This window comes from Siphonobacter sp. SORGH_AS_1065, assembly GCF_030818595.1.
Taxonomy (GTDB): Bacteria; Bacteroidota; Bacteroidia; order Cytophagales; family Spirosomataceae; genus Siphonobacter.
In genome coordinates this window covers 2,204,830-2,222,476 of sequence record NZ_JAUTAM010000004.1, presented here as the reverse complement: position 1 = coordinate 2,222,476, position 17,647 = coordinate 2,204,830, and the positions used below count along the sequence as shown (strand labels likewise).

Annotated in this window: 10 protein-coding genes; 4 read left to right on the top strand and 6 right to left on the bottom strand. The window is 46.8% G+C overall.

The window, feature by feature from the left end; translation table 11 throughout:
- Nucleotides 1-105: 105 nt before the first annotated feature.
- From gatA to QE390_RS09940, 4 genes are all read right to left on the bottom strand, one after another.
- On the bottom strand, nucleotides 106-1,548 hold the full coding sequence (gatA, locus tag QE390_RS09955) for an Asp-tRNA(Asn)/Glu-tRNA(Gln) amidotransferase subunit GatA (protein ID WP_307142015.1): 1,443 nt from the start codon (nucleotides 1,546-1,548) through the stop codon (nucleotides 106-108).
- A gap of 86 nt (nucleotides 1,549-1,634) precedes the next feature.
- Complete coding sequence (tatA, locus tag QE390_RS09950; RefSeq protein ID WP_106636801.1) at nucleotides 1,635-1,835, bottom strand: twin-arginine translocase TatA/TatE family subunit; 201 nt, start codon at nucleotides 1,833-1,835, stop codon at nucleotides 1,635-1,637.
- Between the two features lie 102 nt (nucleotides 1,836-1,937).
- Nucleotides 1,938-2,369: a YkvA family protein gene (locus QE390_RS09945; protein ID WP_106636800.1), complete on the bottom strand. Its 432-nt coding sequence runs from the start codon at nucleotides 2,367-2,369 to the stop codon at nucleotides 1,938-1,940.
- Nucleotides 2,370-2,540: 171 nt separating this feature from the next.
- Nucleotides 2,541-2,960: a MerR family transcriptional regulator gene (locus QE390_RS09940; protein ID WP_307142014.1), complete on the bottom strand. Its 420-nt coding sequence runs from the start codon at nucleotides 2,958-2,960 to the stop codon at nucleotides 2,541-2,543.
- Nucleotides 2,961-3,331: 371 nt separating this feature from the next.
- Here QE390_RS09940 and alaS point away from each other — a divergent pair, with 371 nt between their 5' ends.
- A complete protein-coding gene (gene alaS, locus QE390_RS09935; RefSeq protein ID WP_307142013.1) occupies nucleotides 3,332-5,962 on the top strand; it encodes an alanine--tRNA ligase in 2,631 nt (876 codons plus the stop codon).
- Between the two features lie 170 nt (nucleotides 5,963-6,132).
- On the top strand, nucleotides 6,133-8,697 hold the full coding sequence (locus tag QE390_RS09930; protein WP_307142012.1) for a TonB-dependent receptor: 2,565 nt from the start codon (nucleotides 6,133-6,135) through the stop codon (nucleotides 8,695-8,697).
- Nucleotides 8,698-8,856: 159 nt separating this feature from the next.
- Here the strand turns inward: QE390_RS09930 and QE390_RS09925 are convergent, their stop codons facing one another.
- Nucleotides 8,857-9,579, bottom strand: coding sequence for an RluA family pseudouridine synthase (locus tag QE390_RS09925; protein ID WP_106636797.1), 723 nt, complete (start codon nucleotides 9,577-9,579; stop codon nucleotides 8,857-8,859).
- 75 nt (nucleotides 9,580-9,654) lie between these two features.
- Nucleotides 9,655-10,170, bottom strand: a complete 516-nt coding sequence (locus tag QE390_RS09920) for a hypothetical protein (RefSeq protein WP_307142011.1) — start codon at nucleotides 10,168-10,170, stop codon at nucleotides 9,655-9,657.
- Nucleotides 10,171-10,304: 134 nt separating this feature from the next.
- Here QE390_RS09920 and QE390_RS09915 point away from each other — a divergent pair, with 134 nt between their 5' ends.
- Both QE390_RS09915 and QE390_RS09910 read left to right on the top strand, forming a co-directional pair.
- Nucleotides 10,305-11,279 (top strand): MoxR family ATPase, encoded by a 975-nt coding sequence (locus tag QE390_RS09915; RefSeq protein WP_307142010.1) that lies wholly within the window; start codon nucleotides 10,305-10,307, stop codon nucleotides 11,277-11,279.
- Nucleotides 11,280-11,957: 678 nt separating this feature from the next.
- Nucleotides 11,958-17,426, top strand: coding sequence for an alpha-2-macroglobulin (locus QE390_RS09910; protein WP_307142009.1), 5,469 nt, complete (start codon nucleotides 11,958-11,960; stop codon nucleotides 17,424-17,426).
- Nucleotides 17,427-17,647 lie beyond the last annotated feature (221 nt).

Sequence of the window (17,647 nt, the reverse complement as noted above, 5' to 3'; positions counted from 1 at the left end):
TCGCGAAACTCTCAGGACATACTTTATCGATCAGTGGGGCAGAAGGGTGCTCATTATTGCTCTTTTTGCAAAAAGCAATAACTTTCTATTCATTCGGTTGATTAATTACATCGTTAATTGGGGCTCAGTAATCCCCTCCAGAGACTTGGCAAAAGCAAGTAACTGTTCTTCGCCAAAGGCAGGGGCTATCACCTGAATGCCAACGGATAAACCCTGCCTATCTTTTCCCAGCGGAAGTGAAATAGCGGGAGTGCCCGTGAGGTTGGCCTGCACCGTAAAGATGTCAGCCAGAAACTCTTTTAAGGGGTCCGAAGACTTTTCTCCTAAAGGAAAGGCAACTGAAGGCGTGGTGGGATACAGAATAAAATCTACTTCCTGGAAATGCCTTTCGATTTCTTCCTTGATTAAACGCCGAACTCGCTGTGCTTTCGTGTAATAAGCGTCATAATAATTTGCACTTAAAACAAATGTCCCCAGCAGAATTCGTTTGCGGGCCTCGCTGCCTAAACCTTCGGTACGACTGAGTCGGTATAGCGAATCCAGATCAACGGCCTGCGGACTTCGGTAACCGTATCTAACGCCGTCGTAACGGGAAAGATTGGAGCTTACTTCAGCCGTAGTCAAAATATAATACGTTGGCAGGTAATAATGAGCCAGCGGAAAATCAATCGGAACTAAGGTATGCCCTTCGGCCTGTAAGCGTTCAATGGTTTGACGAAGAACGGCTTTCACTGATTCGTCTACTCCTTCTGAATCGATACTTTCACGAAAATAGCCAATTTTTCTCAGACCACCCGAAGTTAATTTCTCCGAGTACGCAGGAACCGGGGTTTGCGAGACGGTGCTGTCCTGCTCATCTGCTCCCGCCATGACCTCCAGAATCAGGGCAGCATCTTCTACACAACGGGTAATCGGGCCGATGGTATCGAAAGAAGAAGCGTACGCTAACAGGCCCCAGCGGGATACACGTGAATACGTTGGCTTTAAACCGACTACTCCGCAAAAGGCAGCAGGCTGCCGAACCGAACCACCCGTATCGGTACCAATGGAAGCAAAGCATAAATCGGCCTGAACGGCAACGGCAGACCCACCCGAAGAACCGCCCGGTACCCGACTTTCATCGAAGGCATTCCGCACCGGACCGAAAGCAGAGTTTTCGTTCGAAGAGCCCATCCCAAATTCGTCGCAGTTCTGCCGACCGATAATCACTGCATCGGCATCCAACAGGCGTTGCACGGCGGTAGCCGTAAACTGCGAGACGAATCCGTTCAGAATTTTACTCCCCCCTTGTACTCCGTGATCGGCATAGCAAAGCAGGTCTTTGATGCCGATGACCATCCCTGCCAGCTTTCCAGCCGTTCCGGCGGCTAGCTTGGCGTCTACACGACTGGCCTGAGTACGGGCATCGTTTGCGTAAACGTCCAGAAAGGCATTCAGATGAGTGTGGTTTTCAATACGGTTCAGGTAATAATCGACCATGGCAAGGCAGGAAGTGGTGCCTTGGCGTAAATCCTGCTGAAGCGAACGGAAGGAGGAGTAGTACTTCAAAATATACTGGATAATCTGAGGATTCTGTAAAAAACGACAAAAGGGCCTAGTCGTGTGACTATGCCCTGAAGTAGTAGCAAAAACGACTATTTATTGGCTTCGTCGCCTGCTTTTTCAATTTCGCTGCGGACATCTTTACTAGCGTCCTTGAACTCGCGAATGCCCTTTCCTAAGCCTCTTGCGAGTTCAGGGATTTTCTTGGCTCCAAAGAGGAGAACAAGGGCAAAAATAATCAGGGCGATTTCGGGACCACCGAGGCCAAACGCCAAAATTGTTGCCATTTCCATAATCAATGTCTTTAATAATATGAATGTAAAGTTAAGAATTTCAGGTGAAAAATTCGGTATTTACTCCGAGCTTTTTCTTTTACACCATCGAAGGCTAGAGCCCTATTTTACCTCTTCAACCGTCACTGCTCCCCGTTTCTCCCACTCACTGAAGGCGTCCAGATCGGTGGAAATCGTGCGAAACAACCATACTAACAAGGCTACATCATCCGTAAATCCTACGATGGGTAATAAATCAGGAATCACATCAATGGGGCTGACAAAGTAGATCAGCACAGTAACGGTTAACACCAGACTTTTCCAGGGTAATGTGCGGTACTCGCCTTTGGCATAAGCCCGAATCAGCCGACCCAGTAAACTAATTTTTTCCTGTACATCGCTGATGATTCCAGCTTTGTTGGAAGCTTGAAAAACACGGGTCATTAACTGTAAAAGAAAAGCAGGATTACGAGCCGACTTGCTGGCTTTTTTCTGAGCACTTTTAAAAAAAACGGAATGTAAAATGCGTTCCAGGAGGTTCTTGGTATCAGCCATTAGAGTATGTAAAAATCAAAATTACAGTCGATAAATAACGCAAAAGAATACAACAAGAATGTCTTCTCTCTCCATAATTTCTCTAAAAACCCGTACCCCTGTTGAAAAGTTTTAGTAGCGGCAACAAAAAAGCCCACGAAGATCGTGGGCCTTTCCTTATATTCTATTTCTTTATTTCACCTGACGAGCCAGCTTCAAGGTTTGCTCTTCGTCTTTTTCTCCTTTATCGGCCACTTCAAACTTGCGACTACGTCCGGTCTTTTCATCAAGTGTAGCTTTCAGATCCAGCAGAAACTTGCGTAACTCCAACAGGGAATCTACCAGCTCGGTATTATTCTCCTGTTTGAATTCTTTGTTCTCAAGGTATTTGCGGGCTCCTTTTAAGGTATAGCCGCGTTCTTCAACCAGTTGATAGATAATCTCCAGTTGACGAATATCTTCTTTGGTATACATACGGTCGCCCCCCCGATTCCGCTTCACTTTATTTTTGAGCGTGGGGAAATTGTCCGTCCAATATCTCACTTTAGAGATATCAAACGAAAACATATCTGCTACTTCTCGTATGGTATAGTACCGCTTCTCGTCCGTCATAACCGCCGCATAGTAATAAGTTCCGGTGAAGGTGTTGCTAGCCCCAAAAGTCCATAGCCCTGCCCCTATTCTTTCTAACGTAAACTACGTCAGAAGAAATATGGTTGCAAGGTTAGGGAATTAAAAATAGGTCGATTGACCGTATTAGAGCCTTAAAAATGCCTTATTTTCTTTTAACAAATCCTATTTTCAAAAATATAATTTTAACATTTTTCTATAAACAATTGGTTTTCAACAAAAAAAATTCTTCTCCGCAAAATCATTGCTCTTTCACACACCTTTCGCCCGCAAGGAAATTTAAATTACCTTTGCAGGCTAATTTCCAGCGGTTTCCTTTTAGTAACTGAAACCTGCTGACTCACGAATATCCCATGACTTCCAGAGAGATACGCCAGGCTTTCCTTGATTTTTTTGTATCAAAAGGCCATTTAATTGTTCCTTCGGCCCCGCTGGTGGCTAAAAACGACCCTACCCTGATGTTCAATAACTCAGGAATGGCTCAGTTTAAAGATTATTTCCTGGGTAACGGTACGCCTCCCTCCCGCCGGATCGCGGATACACAAAAGTGTCTTCGGGTATCTGGTAAACATAATGACCTCGAAGATGTAGGGTTTGATACTTACCACCACACGATGTTCGAAATGCTGGGGAACTGGTCGTTTGGTGATTATTTCAAAAAAGAAGCATTACACTGGTCCTGGGAGTTACTAACGGAAGTGTATAAACTTCCCAAAGATCGTCTGTATGTATCGGTTTTTGGGGGTGACGAAAAAGACGGCGTGCCTTTCGATCAGGAAGCGTTTGACCTCTGGAAGGAAATTCTGGGTAGTGAAGACCGCATCATCTTAGGCAATAAAAAAGACAATTTCTGGGAAATGGGCGAAGTAGGTCCCTGCGGCCCCTGCTCGGAAATTCACGTGGACTTACGCGATCAGGACGAAGTGGATGCCATTCCCGGCAAGTCCCTCGTAAACGCCGATCACCCACAGGTAGTTGAAATCTGGAATAACGTCTTCATGCAATTCGAGCGAAAAGCCGATGGCTCGCTCGTACCTCTGCCCGCTCGTCACGTAGATACGGGAATGGGTTTTGAGCGTCTTTGCATGGCGATTCAGCAAAAAAAATCAAATTACGATACCGACGTTTTCACCGGAACGATTGATTTCATTGCAAAAGCAGCTGGTAAGACTTACGGAGAAGATAAATGGGCAGACATCGCCATGCGGGTCATCTCGGATCACATCCGGGCCATTGCCTTCGCTATTGCCGATGGACAGTTACCTTCCAATGTTCGGGCTGGTTACGTCATTCGCCGGATTTTACGACGGGCCGTTCGCTACGGATATACCTACCTGGGTTTCCGCGAACCTTTCCTATACAGCCTGATTCCTTTATTAGCAGATCAATTCGATGGTGTTTTCCCCGAACTGATTGCTCAGAAAGATTTCGTAGCAAAAGTTATTCAGGAAGAAGAAGCGGCGTTCCTGCGTACGCTGGAAAAAGGGTTGACCTTGTTAGATAAGATTCTGGCTCAGGAATCGGAAAGTAAGGTTATCGAAGGATCTACCGTTTTCGAACTGAACGACACCTTCGGTTTCCCCGTGGATTTAACGGCTCTTATTGCTCGTGAACAAGGTTTTTCTATCGATGAAGCAGGCTACCAGAAAGCTCTTGCCGAACAGAAAAACCGCTCCCGGAAGGATGCAGCTACGGAGAAATCGGATTGGGTGGAATTACAGGAAGGCGGCAAAACCGTATTTCTGGGCTATGACCAGACCGAAGCCGACTCAACGCTCACGAAGTATCGCAAAGTAGAAGCCAAAGGCAAAACCCAATACCACGTAGTGCTGGATCAAACCCCTTTTTACGCCGAATCTGGCGGACAGGTGGGTGATACGGGCGTACTGTCCTGGCCTAATGCCGAGCTAATTGTGGTGGATACCAAGAAAGAAAACGACCTTAGCATTCACGTCATTGAAGACGAGGAGTTTGAAGAAAAACTACAGGCTCACGGAGCCAAGGTAAGGGCAAAAGTGGACGCTTCCCGCCGGAAACTCATTGCTTCTAACCATACGGCTACCCACTTAATGCACAGTGCCTTGCAGGAGGTGTTAGGCTCGCACGTGGCTCAGAAAGGTTCGCTGGTGAGTCCTGATTTACTACGTTTTGATTTCTCTCACTTCGCGAAAATGACGGATGAGGAAATTGCTCGGGTGGAACAACGGGTGAATGAAAAAATTCGTGAGAACATTGCTCTTCAGGAAGATCGTAACGTGCCCATCGACGAAGCTCGTCAGCGGGGAGCTACGGCGTTGTTTGGCGAGAAATACGGTGATTTCGTTCGCGTCATTACCTTCGACCCCAACTATTCGGTAGAGCTTTGCGGCGGTACGCACGTACCCGCTACCGGAGAAATTGGTTTATTCAAGATTACTTCCGAAAGCTCTTCTTCGACGGGTGTTCGCCGGATTGAAGCCATTACTTCGGAGAAAGCCTTTGAATTGCTGGAAGAACAGTCCTCGTTACTAAGTCAGTTGAAAGAATTACTGAAAACGCAGGATGTACTGAAATCTGTTCAGGGCTTACTCGAAGAAAAAGCAGCCTTGCAAAAACGCGTAGACTCGCTGGAAATCGAGAAATTAAGCTCCGTTCGGGAAGCTCTGGTATCGAAAATCAGTGAGAAAAATGGCATTCACTTCATCGCTGAACAAGTAGAAGTGCCCAACGCCGACGCTCTGAAACAGCTGGCTTATCAGCTAAAAGATAAAGTAGATAACCTCTTCGCTCTATTAGTAGCTGAAGTAGGAGGCAAACCTTCGCTGGCTCTGATGATTTCTGAAAATCTGGTGAAAGAACGCGGCCTCAACGCCGGACAGCTCGTTCGTGAATTAGCGAAGGAAGTCAAAGGCGGCGGTGGCGGTCAGCCTTTCTTTGCCACGGCTGGTGGTTCTGACGTATCAGGTTTACCGAAAGTAATTGAAAAAGCAGCTACGTTAATCTAGGAAGCTTTTTTAAGACATCTATTAAAATAAAGAACCCTGACTTTTATGGAAGTCAGGGTTCTTTATTTTAATACGGCTTCAGTAAAACAGGTATGGTTTTATTGCTTATATTAAGCAACCTTTAACCATTTGTATCCATTACCCTTTTCTACATCACCCCAAACATTTTTATGACAAAAAAAATATTTTTCTTCCTCTTGATTTCCATGTCGGCTTTCGCTCAGCGAATTACCGTTACCGGAAAAGTAACCTCATCCACTGGCGAAGTATTAGCCGGAGCAACCGTTATCGAAAAAAGTACTCATACGGGTACTACTACCGATGCTAACGGTCAATATCGCCTTTCCGTAAGTGCGGCTAACGCCGTACTGGTAGCCTCATTTGTGGGCTATGACAAAGTAGAATTACCGCTGAACGGATTAACCACGCTGGACTTTTCTTTACAGGAAGGTAACCTTTTGAATCAGGTTGAAGTGGTGGGTTCCCGCAGTTTGAACCGATCTCCAACCGACACGCCCGCCCCGGTGGATATTATTGATTTCCAGAAGGTTATCTCACGCACGGGTCAACTGGACGTGAATCAGTTACTACAGTATGCAGCACCTTCCTTTAACTCGAACCGTCAGACGGGTTCTGACGGAGCCGATCACGTAGATCCGGCTTCCTTACGCGGCCTGGGTCCTGATCAGACCCTGGTATTAATCAACGGGAAACGTCGCCATCAGTCTTCGCTAGTGAACCTTTTTGGCACACGAGGGCGGGGTAATACCGGAACCGATTTGAACGCCATTCCGGCTTCGGCCATCGAACGCATTGAAATTCTTCGCGATGGAGCTGCTGCTCAATATGGTTCAGACGCCATCGCCGGCGTAATTAACATCGTGTTGAAAACGACGACTGACGTGCTGGAAGTAAATGCCAATGCCGGAGCGTATCAGGCTAAGTATCGCTTTGATGACAAGAAATTTGACGGTCTGAACTACAACCTGAACGCAAATTACGGGTTCAAAATCAAAAAAGATGGTTTTGTTAACCTCACCGCCGATTATAACTTCCGCGATCATACCAACCGGGCTAATACCACCCCGGGCGATCTAGTCCGTCGCCAGTACGGTGACCCCAAAGCTCAAAACTCGGCTTTATACCTGAACGCTCGTCTGCCTTTGTCGGAACGCACGCAATTGTATGCTTTTGGCGGACTGAATTACCGCAAAGGCGACGCGTATGCCTGGACTCGTTTTGCCGATAATGACCGCAATGTTCCAGCCATTTATCCCGATGGTTTCGATCCCATTATTTCCAGTAAAATCAACGATCGTTCGATTACCGTGGGCGTTCGTCATTTACTCGGAAAAGCAGAACTTGACGTCTATAACACCTTCGGCTCGAATCGTTTTCATTACTTCGTTAACAATACGCTGAATACCTCGCTGGGAGCTTCCTCACCCAGATCTTTCGACGCAGGTGGATTTCAGTTGAATCAGAACGTAACGGGTCTGAAATTCTCTCGTTTCTATAAGGAAGCCCTGCAAGGATTCAACTTTGCTGCCGGAGCCGAGTACCGCATGGAGAATTATCAGATTTTTGCGGGAGAAGAAGCTTCCTATCGTAGTTACAAAACGGGCGTAGCTCCCGGTGCTCAGGGTTTTCCGGGTTTTCAGCCAGGCGATGTGATCAATAAAGGTCGGTCGAACCTGGGGGTTTATGTGGATATGGAAGCCGACATTACTAAAGCATTCCTGTTTGGCGTAGCAGCTCGTTATGAACATTACAGCGACTTTGGCGGAACCATTAACGGAAAACTTTCGGCCCGCTACAAAGTAACGGATTTCCTGACCTTGCGGGCCACAGCCAGCACGGGTTTCCGGGCACCGTCATTACCCCAGATTTACTTCAATTCTACCATTACTAACTTCGTAAATGGTATACCCGTTCAAGTATTAATTGCTCGTAATAACAGTCCGGTAACGCAGACATTGGGTATTCCTAAACTGAAGCAGGAAACTTCTCAGAACTTAAGTGCAGGCATTACCCTGAATCCAACCAATAATTTGTCATTAACAGTGGACGGTTACCTGGTTAAAATCAAAAATCGGATTGTGTTAACCGGTCAGTTTAGCGATGACGACAATGTAATTGGCAAAGATTTAAAAGCTCTGAATGTTGGACAAGCTCAGTTTTTTACCAATGCCATTTCAACGACAACCAAAGGACTAGACGTAATCCTGACCCATCGCACGGGCCTTGGCAATGGAAGTTTAACGTCTTCCTTAGCGGCTAACTTTAATCAGTTAACGATCAATGGAGAACCTAACACAACGCCCAAACTGAAAGGCAAAGAACGCATTTATTTCAACTTACGCGAACGTTATTTCACTATAGCTTCCGCTCCTCCTTCGAAGATTAATCTGTCTTTTGATTATACCCTTCGTAAGTTCAACGTTATGCTGCGTTTCGTTCGTTTTGGTGAAATCAAACTAGCGAACTGGAATTATGCCGAAAACGTACCTGACGCCGAGAAATTTGATATTTACAAGCCGAAAGTAACCACAGACGTAACCCTGGGTTATCGCTTTACGCCTAAAGTGGGCTTAGCCCTGGGTGCCACCAATATCTTTAATGTCTATCCTACCATGCACGTTCCCAGCCTGACCGAATCCGGCGGAGCCTGGGACCCTGTTCAAATGGGTAATAACGGTACTTTCTGGTTTACACGCTTAAATCTGAAGTTTTAGTTGATAGTTGTTCGTTGATAGAAAAAAAGGGTTACGGAGCGATTCCGTAACCCTTTTGCTTTGTTGATGGTTATTCGTTGTTAGATTATCCAAGGACAACTAAAAACAAACAACTGTCAACCAAAAAATAACCAACAACTATCAACCAATAACCATTAACTACCCATTTTTCTCCAGCTGCTTCACCAGAACCTCGAAATCTTTTGGGTACGGAGCTTCAATTTTTACTTCTTCCCCATTCAGTAAATTAAAGGTCAGTGAGTACGCATGCAAAGCGACGCGTTTCATCAGGGGTTGCTCGTCAGTATCTTTTTTAAGATTGAATTTCTTCTTCAACTGCGACAGAAAAACGGGCTTCCCTCCGTAGGTTTCATCCGAAACGATGGGAGCTTTCATGCACATCAGGTGTACGCGAATCTGGTGCATGCGGCCCGTAATAGGTAAGCATTCCACAATGGTATATTGGCGGTAGGCTTTCAGCGTAAAAAACAGCGTTTCGGCCTCTTTCCCTTTCGCCCGGTCAATCTTCACAACGCCATCGCGGGGCAGGGCCAGAATGGGCAAATACACCGATTCTCCCTGAAAATTGTGTACACCATTCACCACGGCATGATACCGTTTCACCGTCTCACGGTGCTCAAACTGCATGGATAAATGTCGGTATGCTTCGGGGTTTTTAGCAATAGCCAGAGCACCTGACGTTTCTTTATCCAGACGATGGCAAAGCTGGGCATCATCACTATACGCTTTAGCCATCCGTAAAATACTCAGGGAGTTATCCGCCTGACGCTCATCGAGCGAGGCAATGTAAGGGGGTTTATTAATAACGATGTAATCTTCGTTTTCGAAAATGATTAAATCCTTAAAATTCAGTGGCTTCATGCCGCAAAGGTACGGCTTTCAATCGTTATCTGATTTACAGAACTAATCTTTCCTTTTTAATTTAAGCGATAAAATTCACCCGCCGGGGCTGGGTGTTTTATCATCCAGCAACGTAGAATCGGCGACAATTCCTGTTTCGGGAGCTCCAGCTTCAATCCAGCGGCGAACAAAATCAATCTGACCAACCGATAGAGGTGAACCACCTAACGGCATGGGACTACCGTAGAATTTTCCCCCGTGGTGCGAAGCATCGAAATTCAATTTATGATAAAACAGGCTTTCCAGGGATTTGTAAGGTTTAACCCGTAACAAACCATCCGAAATAGCCAGTGCATTAACCGGAGCTACATTAAAGAGATTTTTGTAAGCCTGTCCAGCCGCTAATACTAATTGATGAGTAGCATACCCTGGGTCCTGCGGAGAGGCATGGCATCCCGCCGTTGCACAGGTCGGCGTCAGAATTCGGCGTTGAATTTGCGAAAATGTACTGGATGGGGGAACCGTCGGGCTGGGTTCGGGGCTGGGTTTCTTTTTACAGGCACTTATCCCAATTCCCAGCATTAATAGGTAAACTAGTAAATTTCGTATCATCAGCATCGCTCGTAGTAGTCAACGTACTTCGGTAAACGTTACAAATCGCTTTAGTATTGAAATGATGGTTTAAATTGATCGGGAAATTCGGCGTGGATTCTGTATTTTGCCACCTTTTCAACGCAACACAGTACATGGACGCCTTTGAATCTCGTATTGACTTAAGTGAACTTTACCAGACCGTGGCCGACATTCGGACGGAAGTAGGTAAGATAATTATTGGGCAGCAATCCATGATTGACCTGCTTTTGACGGCTCTTTTCGCAGACGGTCACGTGCTTATCGAAGGCGTACCCGGTGTGGCGAAAACGCTGACGGCAAAGATACTGGCGAAAACGATTTCGGTAGATTTCAATCGAATTCAGTTTACGCCCGACTTAATGCCATCAGACGTGCTCGGAACTTCCGTTTTCAATCCTAAAACCTCTGATTTTGAATTCAAACCCGGACCTATTTTCTCGAACATCATTCTGATTGATGAGATCAACCGGGCTCCGGCCAAAACGCAGTCGGCCCTATTTGAAGTCATGGAAGAGCGGCAGGTAACTAACGCGGGCCATACTTATCACATGACGGCTCCGTTTCTGGTGTTAGCTACGCAAAACCCCATTGAGCAGGAAGGAACGTATCGTTTACCGGAAGCCCAACTGGATCGTTTTCTATTCAAAATTGTCGTTCAATACCCTTCGCTGGATCAGGAAACGGAAATTCTAAAGGGCCACCACCAACGCCGCCAGATTGCGGATGCGATGGATACCATTCAGGCCATTCTTTCGAAAGAACAATTAGCGGCCTTACGCGAAAAAGTTCGGCAGGTATTAATCGAAGATAAAGTTCTGACTTACATCGCTCAGATTGTTCATGAAACGCGTAATTCCAAGTTCCTTTACCTGGGGGCTTCTCCACGGGCATCGGTAGCTTTATTAAATGCATCCAAAGCCTTAGCCGCCCTGCGAGGCCGCGATTTCGTTACCCCCGAAGACGTGCAGGAGCTAGCTGCTCCAGTTTTACGTCACCGACTGATTCTTACGCCCGAGAAAGAAATGGAGGGCACTACGCCAGATGCGATTATCGATCAGATTATCAAAAAAATCGAAGTGCCGCGTTGAGTTTTCAGTGAGCCGTTTTTCTGTTTTCAATGACCTTCCGTTGCCAGCTTTTTTGCTGGCAACATTGAGTATAAGACCATTGCATTAACAATTACAACGGGGTTGACTGGGTCTATCCAGACCGGGTTTGGATAGACCTAGTCATTCAAGAATACTTTCCTACTAGTAACTTATGTTGCCAGCGAAAAAGCTGGCAACGGCAGGCAGGGTAAGTATACACCTCCCCTTCGGAGTTAACCATAGATAACTCCGAAGGGGCATTCTAACATCCAAGGTTATCCGCATTAAACCCCTCTCGGGTTCTTGTTCATGATCGATTGCTTACGATTCTACCATTAAGAATACTTTCCACCAGTAACTCATGTTGCCAGCGAAAAAGCTGGCAACGACAGGGTAAGCATACGTACGCCTCCCCCAGTGGAGTTAAAACTATGGATAATTCCAGGTGCTAACCCAGGGGATTTTTTAGATCCCCGATCTATATCATAATTCCTTCTTTTGCTGGTAACAGTCATTGTAAGACCATCGCATTGACAACCCCAGCGGGGGTCAATATTAGGTAGCTACGGATAACAACCCGGGGAAACAAATCCTATCTTACAGCCGTTTAGCATTCAGTTTTTCTTTGAAACTGAAAACAGACAACTCCTTACTTCAATCTAAATTCCTTTATACTCTATGCGTGGGCTTCGGGTGCTTGGGCTGCTGGCTCTGTCTGTCTTTTTTTCGACCTGTTCGAAACTCAATGAGGTCGTTATTCGGGCTACAAACTTTGAAGATGAAATTCAGTTAGCTCAAAATCTGGTTTTTACTTTTAATAAAGACCTCGTTCCTGATGCAGAGCTGGGAACCTGGCAAAGCACGAAGTTCATCGAGTTCGAACCTGCCATTCAGGGCCGATTTAAATGGGTAGGTAAAAACGAGCTGGTCTTTTCGCCCGCCGCTTCCTTCCAGCCCGCCACCGAGTATCAGGCCCGGCTTTCCGATAAGTTACTCACGCAGGTAAAAGAACAGTCTCTGGGTGTTTCTTCCGAAAAGCTCCATTTTCATACACCTTATCTACAACTTCAAACCACCGAAGCCTATTGGACCAAGGCGAAAACGAGCGGACAAGCAGTAGCCAAACTCCGGCTGAATTTCAATTATCCGATTTCCGGCGGTCAGGTAGGCTCCAAACTGAACGTTACCCGAAAAGATGAAAAGGTGGGCTTTAGCGTAGCTCAACAGGGCACTACGGCTTCCCTGCCTCTTAGCTTATCCGGCGTTCAGGAGGCTCAGACACTGAACTTGAAACTCGATGCAGGTATTCAGGCTGTTTCTACTTCCTACCAGTCAAAAGAACCCATCGAGTTAAAGACGACTTTACCCGACCCCAAAACGCTGGAAATTGTTGGTGTAGAATCAGGTTTCGAAAATAATCGTGGCTTTATTAAAGTAACCACCACCCAGGAACTGAATCCTGAATCCATTGCTTCGGCGTATGTACTAAACGCCAGCACCCACACAAAAGCGGTTACTGAATACGACAGTTTAGGAAACCCTTTACCCGCTAAAGAAACCAAAACCAGCGTTGCTACGCAGACGGAGCTATTGGAAAACGGATTTATCATCCGAGGCGATTTCAACGAAACGGATACCTATACCTTAACGCTCAATGAGCAGTTGCGGGGTGTTCTTGGCCCGGCTCTTAGCGAGACCTACACCAAAGATTTATACTTTGGACGAATGCCCGCCGCTCTGGAATTTGTGCATAAAAAAGCGGTTTATCTGAGCTCCAAAGGGCACCGGAATGTGGCCGTTCAGGTAACCAACATCCCTAAAGTACAGGTTCGGATTTCGAAGATTTACGAGAACAATATTCTGGCTTACCTCCGTAATAACCGATACCGTGATTATCGCTACGAGAATGATGCCTACGTTGAAGGGGGCTATGTGTATTCCGAAGATGGTGGAGCCTACTCGGATCTGGTGGTTAATAAAACCATTGAAACCGAAGATTTACCCAAAAATGGCGGCGTTTCCTTACTGAACCTCAGCTTACCTGACCCGACGAACCAGTTCCGGGGAATTTATCTGGTTTCGCTGCATTCGGCTGACGAATATTACCATTCCGCCACCAAGCTGGTCAGCATTTCTGATATTGGCTTAGTGACTAAAAACGCAGGCGATGAATGCCTCGTTTTTGCTCACTCCATCCGTTCCACCGAACCTCTGAGTAATGTTGAAATCAAGCTGATCTCTTCGAACAACCAGACCATTCAAACTGTCAAAACCGACTCGAAAGGCGTTGCTTTATTTAAAGACTTAAAAGAAACTTCTTTCACTACGGCACTGGTAACGGCTCAGACTGAAGACGATTTCAATTACCTTTTTCTGGAAGATACGCAGGTGCCCACCAGTCGTTTTGAAGTGGACGGCAAACGAGACAATAGCTCGGGTTTTGAAGCTTTCCTCTACGGCGACCGCAACATTTACCGCCCCGGCGAGACGGTGCATTTTAATACCATTGTACGTAAACACACCTGGGAAACACCGGGTGAAATTCCGTTAAAAATTCGTTTTCTGATGCCAAACGGTCGGGAATACCGAACGCTTCGCCTGACTACCAATGCCCAGGGAGCCGTAGCCGCCGATATTCCCCTTGAAACAGCCGTTGTTACCGGGACGTATCAGTTGGAAGTATTGAATGCCAATGATGTCATTCTGACTTCGCAGCCCATTTCGGTAGAAGAATTCATGCCGGATCGGATCAAAGTTGACGTAAGATCACCGAAAGAACGCTATAATTCCGGTGAAACGGTACCCATTTCGGCCACGGCTACCAACCTCTTCGGTCCTCCGGCATCGGATCGAAATTATGAGATGGATGTACAGGTGAAGCGGCAACTTTTTCAGCCCAAGGGTTACGAAAGTTTTGTCTTCGATATACAGGACAATACCAAGTTTGAAAATATGGTTCGGCAGGGCAAAACCAATGCCGCCGGACTGGCCACGGAAGGTTTCGTATTACCCGCTAGCTGGCAGGACATGGGTTTGCTGGAAGCTAAAGCGTTCATAACCGTCTTCGACGAAACGGGTCGTCCGGTGAATCGTTTGCAGAAGTTTACGATACAGACACAGCCCATTTTATACGGCATCGGCATGCCCGATACCTATGTGGGTACCAATGCTCCGGTTACGATTCCACTCGTAGCGTTAAATGCGGATGGAAAGCTCCAAAATACTCAAGGTCAGCTTGACATCGTCAAGCACGATTACCAGACGGTTATTGAAAAAAACACGGATGGTTCGATGAAATATTCCTCCAAAAAACAATCAAAAATCGTCTTTAGTCGAGCCGTTGCCTTCACCAAAGGCCGGGCTTCGGTGAGTTATGCTCCCCCCGTTTCCGGGGAATACGAAGTTCGTCTTCATCGGGCAGGTTCGCGAAACTGGACGAGTCAGTCGTTTTATGCCTACGGTTACGGTCAAACCAGTTCCACTGCTTTTGAAGTAAATAATGAAGGTCAGGTAGAAATGACGTTCGATAAACCTTCCTATCAGGTTGGCGATCAGGCGAAAGTATTATTCAAGACGCCTTTTTCGGGAAAACTGTTAGTTACCATTGAACGCAATCGTGTGCTTGAGCATCACGTGTTGACCACTGATCATAAATCTGCCGAGTTAAGTTTCTCGGTAGGTAAAGAGCACTTGCCTAACGTTTACGTAGCAGCGACGCTTTTCCGAGAAATGAATGACGAAGATTTACCGCTGACGGTAGCTCACGGGTATGCTCCCCTTATGGTTTCGGATGCCGATAACCAATTAGACGTAGCCATTACTTCCGTCGAAAAATCCCGGTCGAAAACGCGTCAGACGATTCGTGTAAAAACCGCCCGGAATGCTCAGGTAACCCTTGCCGTGGTGGACGAAGGCATTCTTCAACTGAAAAACTACAAATCTCCTGATGCCTATGGCTTCTTTTATCAGAAGCGGGCCCTGGAAGTGAATGGCTATGATCTCTACGCCTATCTGCATCCCGAGTTAGGCATTCGCTCGCGAAGCTCTGTCGGTGGAGATGGGTTTGATATGGAAAAACGGGTGAATCCACTGGCCAACGGTCGGGTGAAACTCGTGGCTGTCTGGAGCGGAATCCTGCAAACAAATGCCAGCGGTGAGGCCAGCTTTAACGTAGACATCCCCCAGTTTTCGGGTGATTTACGAGTCATGGCTGTGGCCTATAAAGACCAAGCGTTTGGGTCAGCCACACAGCATATCAAAGTTGCCGACCCGCTGGTGATTAGCACGGCCCTACCTCGTTTTGCCAGTCCTTCCGATGAACTGATTGTTCCGGTTAACATTACAAATACCACGAAGAAGACAGCCTCCATAACCGCAACTTTACAAGCGACGGGAGCCTTACAAAACCAGACGCCAGCTCCGCAAACCCTCAGCATTAATCCTGACGCCGAAGGTCGGGTTAACTTCAACATCAAAGCCGCTCAGGCCATTGGCACGGGTAAGGTAAAAGTGTCAGTCAAGGGACTGGGAGAAACGTTTACGGAAGAGGTTGACCTTACCGTTCGGCCTAGTGTTGGTTTAGTGAAAACTTCTGTTTCAGGATCCGTAAATGCCGGGCAAACGGCTACCTTACCGCTTTCACTTCAGGAATTTGTCCCCGGCACTGTTAAAGCTTCCTTGCGGGTGAGTCGCTCGCCACTGGTTTCGCTCTCGGATCGGCTCGATCACTTACTGAGTTATCCTTACGGATGTCTGGAGCAATCGGTTTCGGCGGCGTTTCCACAGTTATACTTCGCCGATCTGGTCAAGACGATTCAAACGGATCGGAAACCGTACCTAAAGTCTGGTAACTCAGATCTGAACCCAGCGGCTAATGTGGCGGCAGCTTTACGTAAAATTGAAACGTTGCAGTTGTATAACGGCGGTTTAGCCATGTGGCAGGCGGGTCAACGCGACGAATGGTGGGCAACGGCTTATGCGGTGCATTTTATGATTGAAGCTCAAAAAGCTGGCTATGAAGCAAATGCCAACACGCTGAGTAAAGCCTTGGATTACCTCAACCAGCAGGTAAGCAAGCAGGCCAATGAGAAGGCTGTCATTCATAATGAAGACGGCAGCATCACGAATCGAATGCAAGCTCGTCGTGAAACCATTTATAGCCTCTATGTTTTGACGCTGGCGGGCCGTTCCAATCGCTCAGTGATGAATTATTACAAGGCTAATACGTCTTTATTAACCACTGACTCGCGGTATCTGCTGGCAGCGGCCTTCGGTTCGCTTGGTGATGAAACCAGTAAATCGGCCTTATTGCCCAAACAGTATCCAGTCGATCAAAGTCCGCGGCAAACGGGAGGTAACTTTTCAAGCCCCATTCGGAATCAGGCTCTGGTGCTGAATACCTTACTGGAAACGGATGCGACTAACCCCCAAATTCCGGGACTGGCTCGGCAGCTTTCGGCAGCGGTACGGCAAAATCACTGGCTTTCTACACAGGAAGAAAGCTTTGCCCTGCTCGCCTTGGGTAAACTGGCCAAACAGTCGGCTGCCTCTACCGCCACCGCTCAAATCAAGGCAGCCGGACGTTCTCTGGTCACCTTTACGGGTAAGGATTTATTCATCAATAAAGGATTACAAACGCCACTCACCCTCGCCACTTCGGGCAAAGGTTCGCTCTATTACTTCGCTCAGGCAGAAGGTCTATCACAGGGGAATACTGTTCCACTGGGTGATCAGATTCTGGAAGTTCGGAAACAGTATCTTGACCGAAGTGGACAACCCATTACCCGTAATCTTCGGCAAAATGAGCTAATCGTTGTTCGGGTAACGGTGCGAACGCAGAATGGATTACCCGTTGAAAATGTGGTAATCACGGATATGTTACCAGCGGGGCTGGAAATCGAAAATCCCCGCATTACACCTGAACGCGACCTAAGTTGGATTAAAGGCCAATCCTACCCCGAGCACTTTGATTTACGTGACGACCGGATTCATTATTTTGTATCGGTTTCCGGAAAACCCCAAACGTATTATTATTTAGCCCGAGCCGTATCCAAGGGCAAATTCACCGCTGGCCCGGTATCAGCCGATGCGATGTATAACGGAGAGTATCGAAGTTATTCAGGCGGTGGAATTGTAACGGTTGAATAAGTCTAAGGCGGTTTTTAGGTACCGTTGGGATTACAAATCCCTGACAGATTGCTTTCGGATTTGTAATCCGAAAGCAATCTGTCTTTGAAGGTTATTAACTAGAGATGCCGCTGCCAGCGTGGTCCGGCCAGCCTTTTTGCTGGCAGCACTAACCTAAGCAATGAAGTATATAATGCTATCAACATAGCCTGAACAACCTTTTCGCTGACATCTAAGGTAAT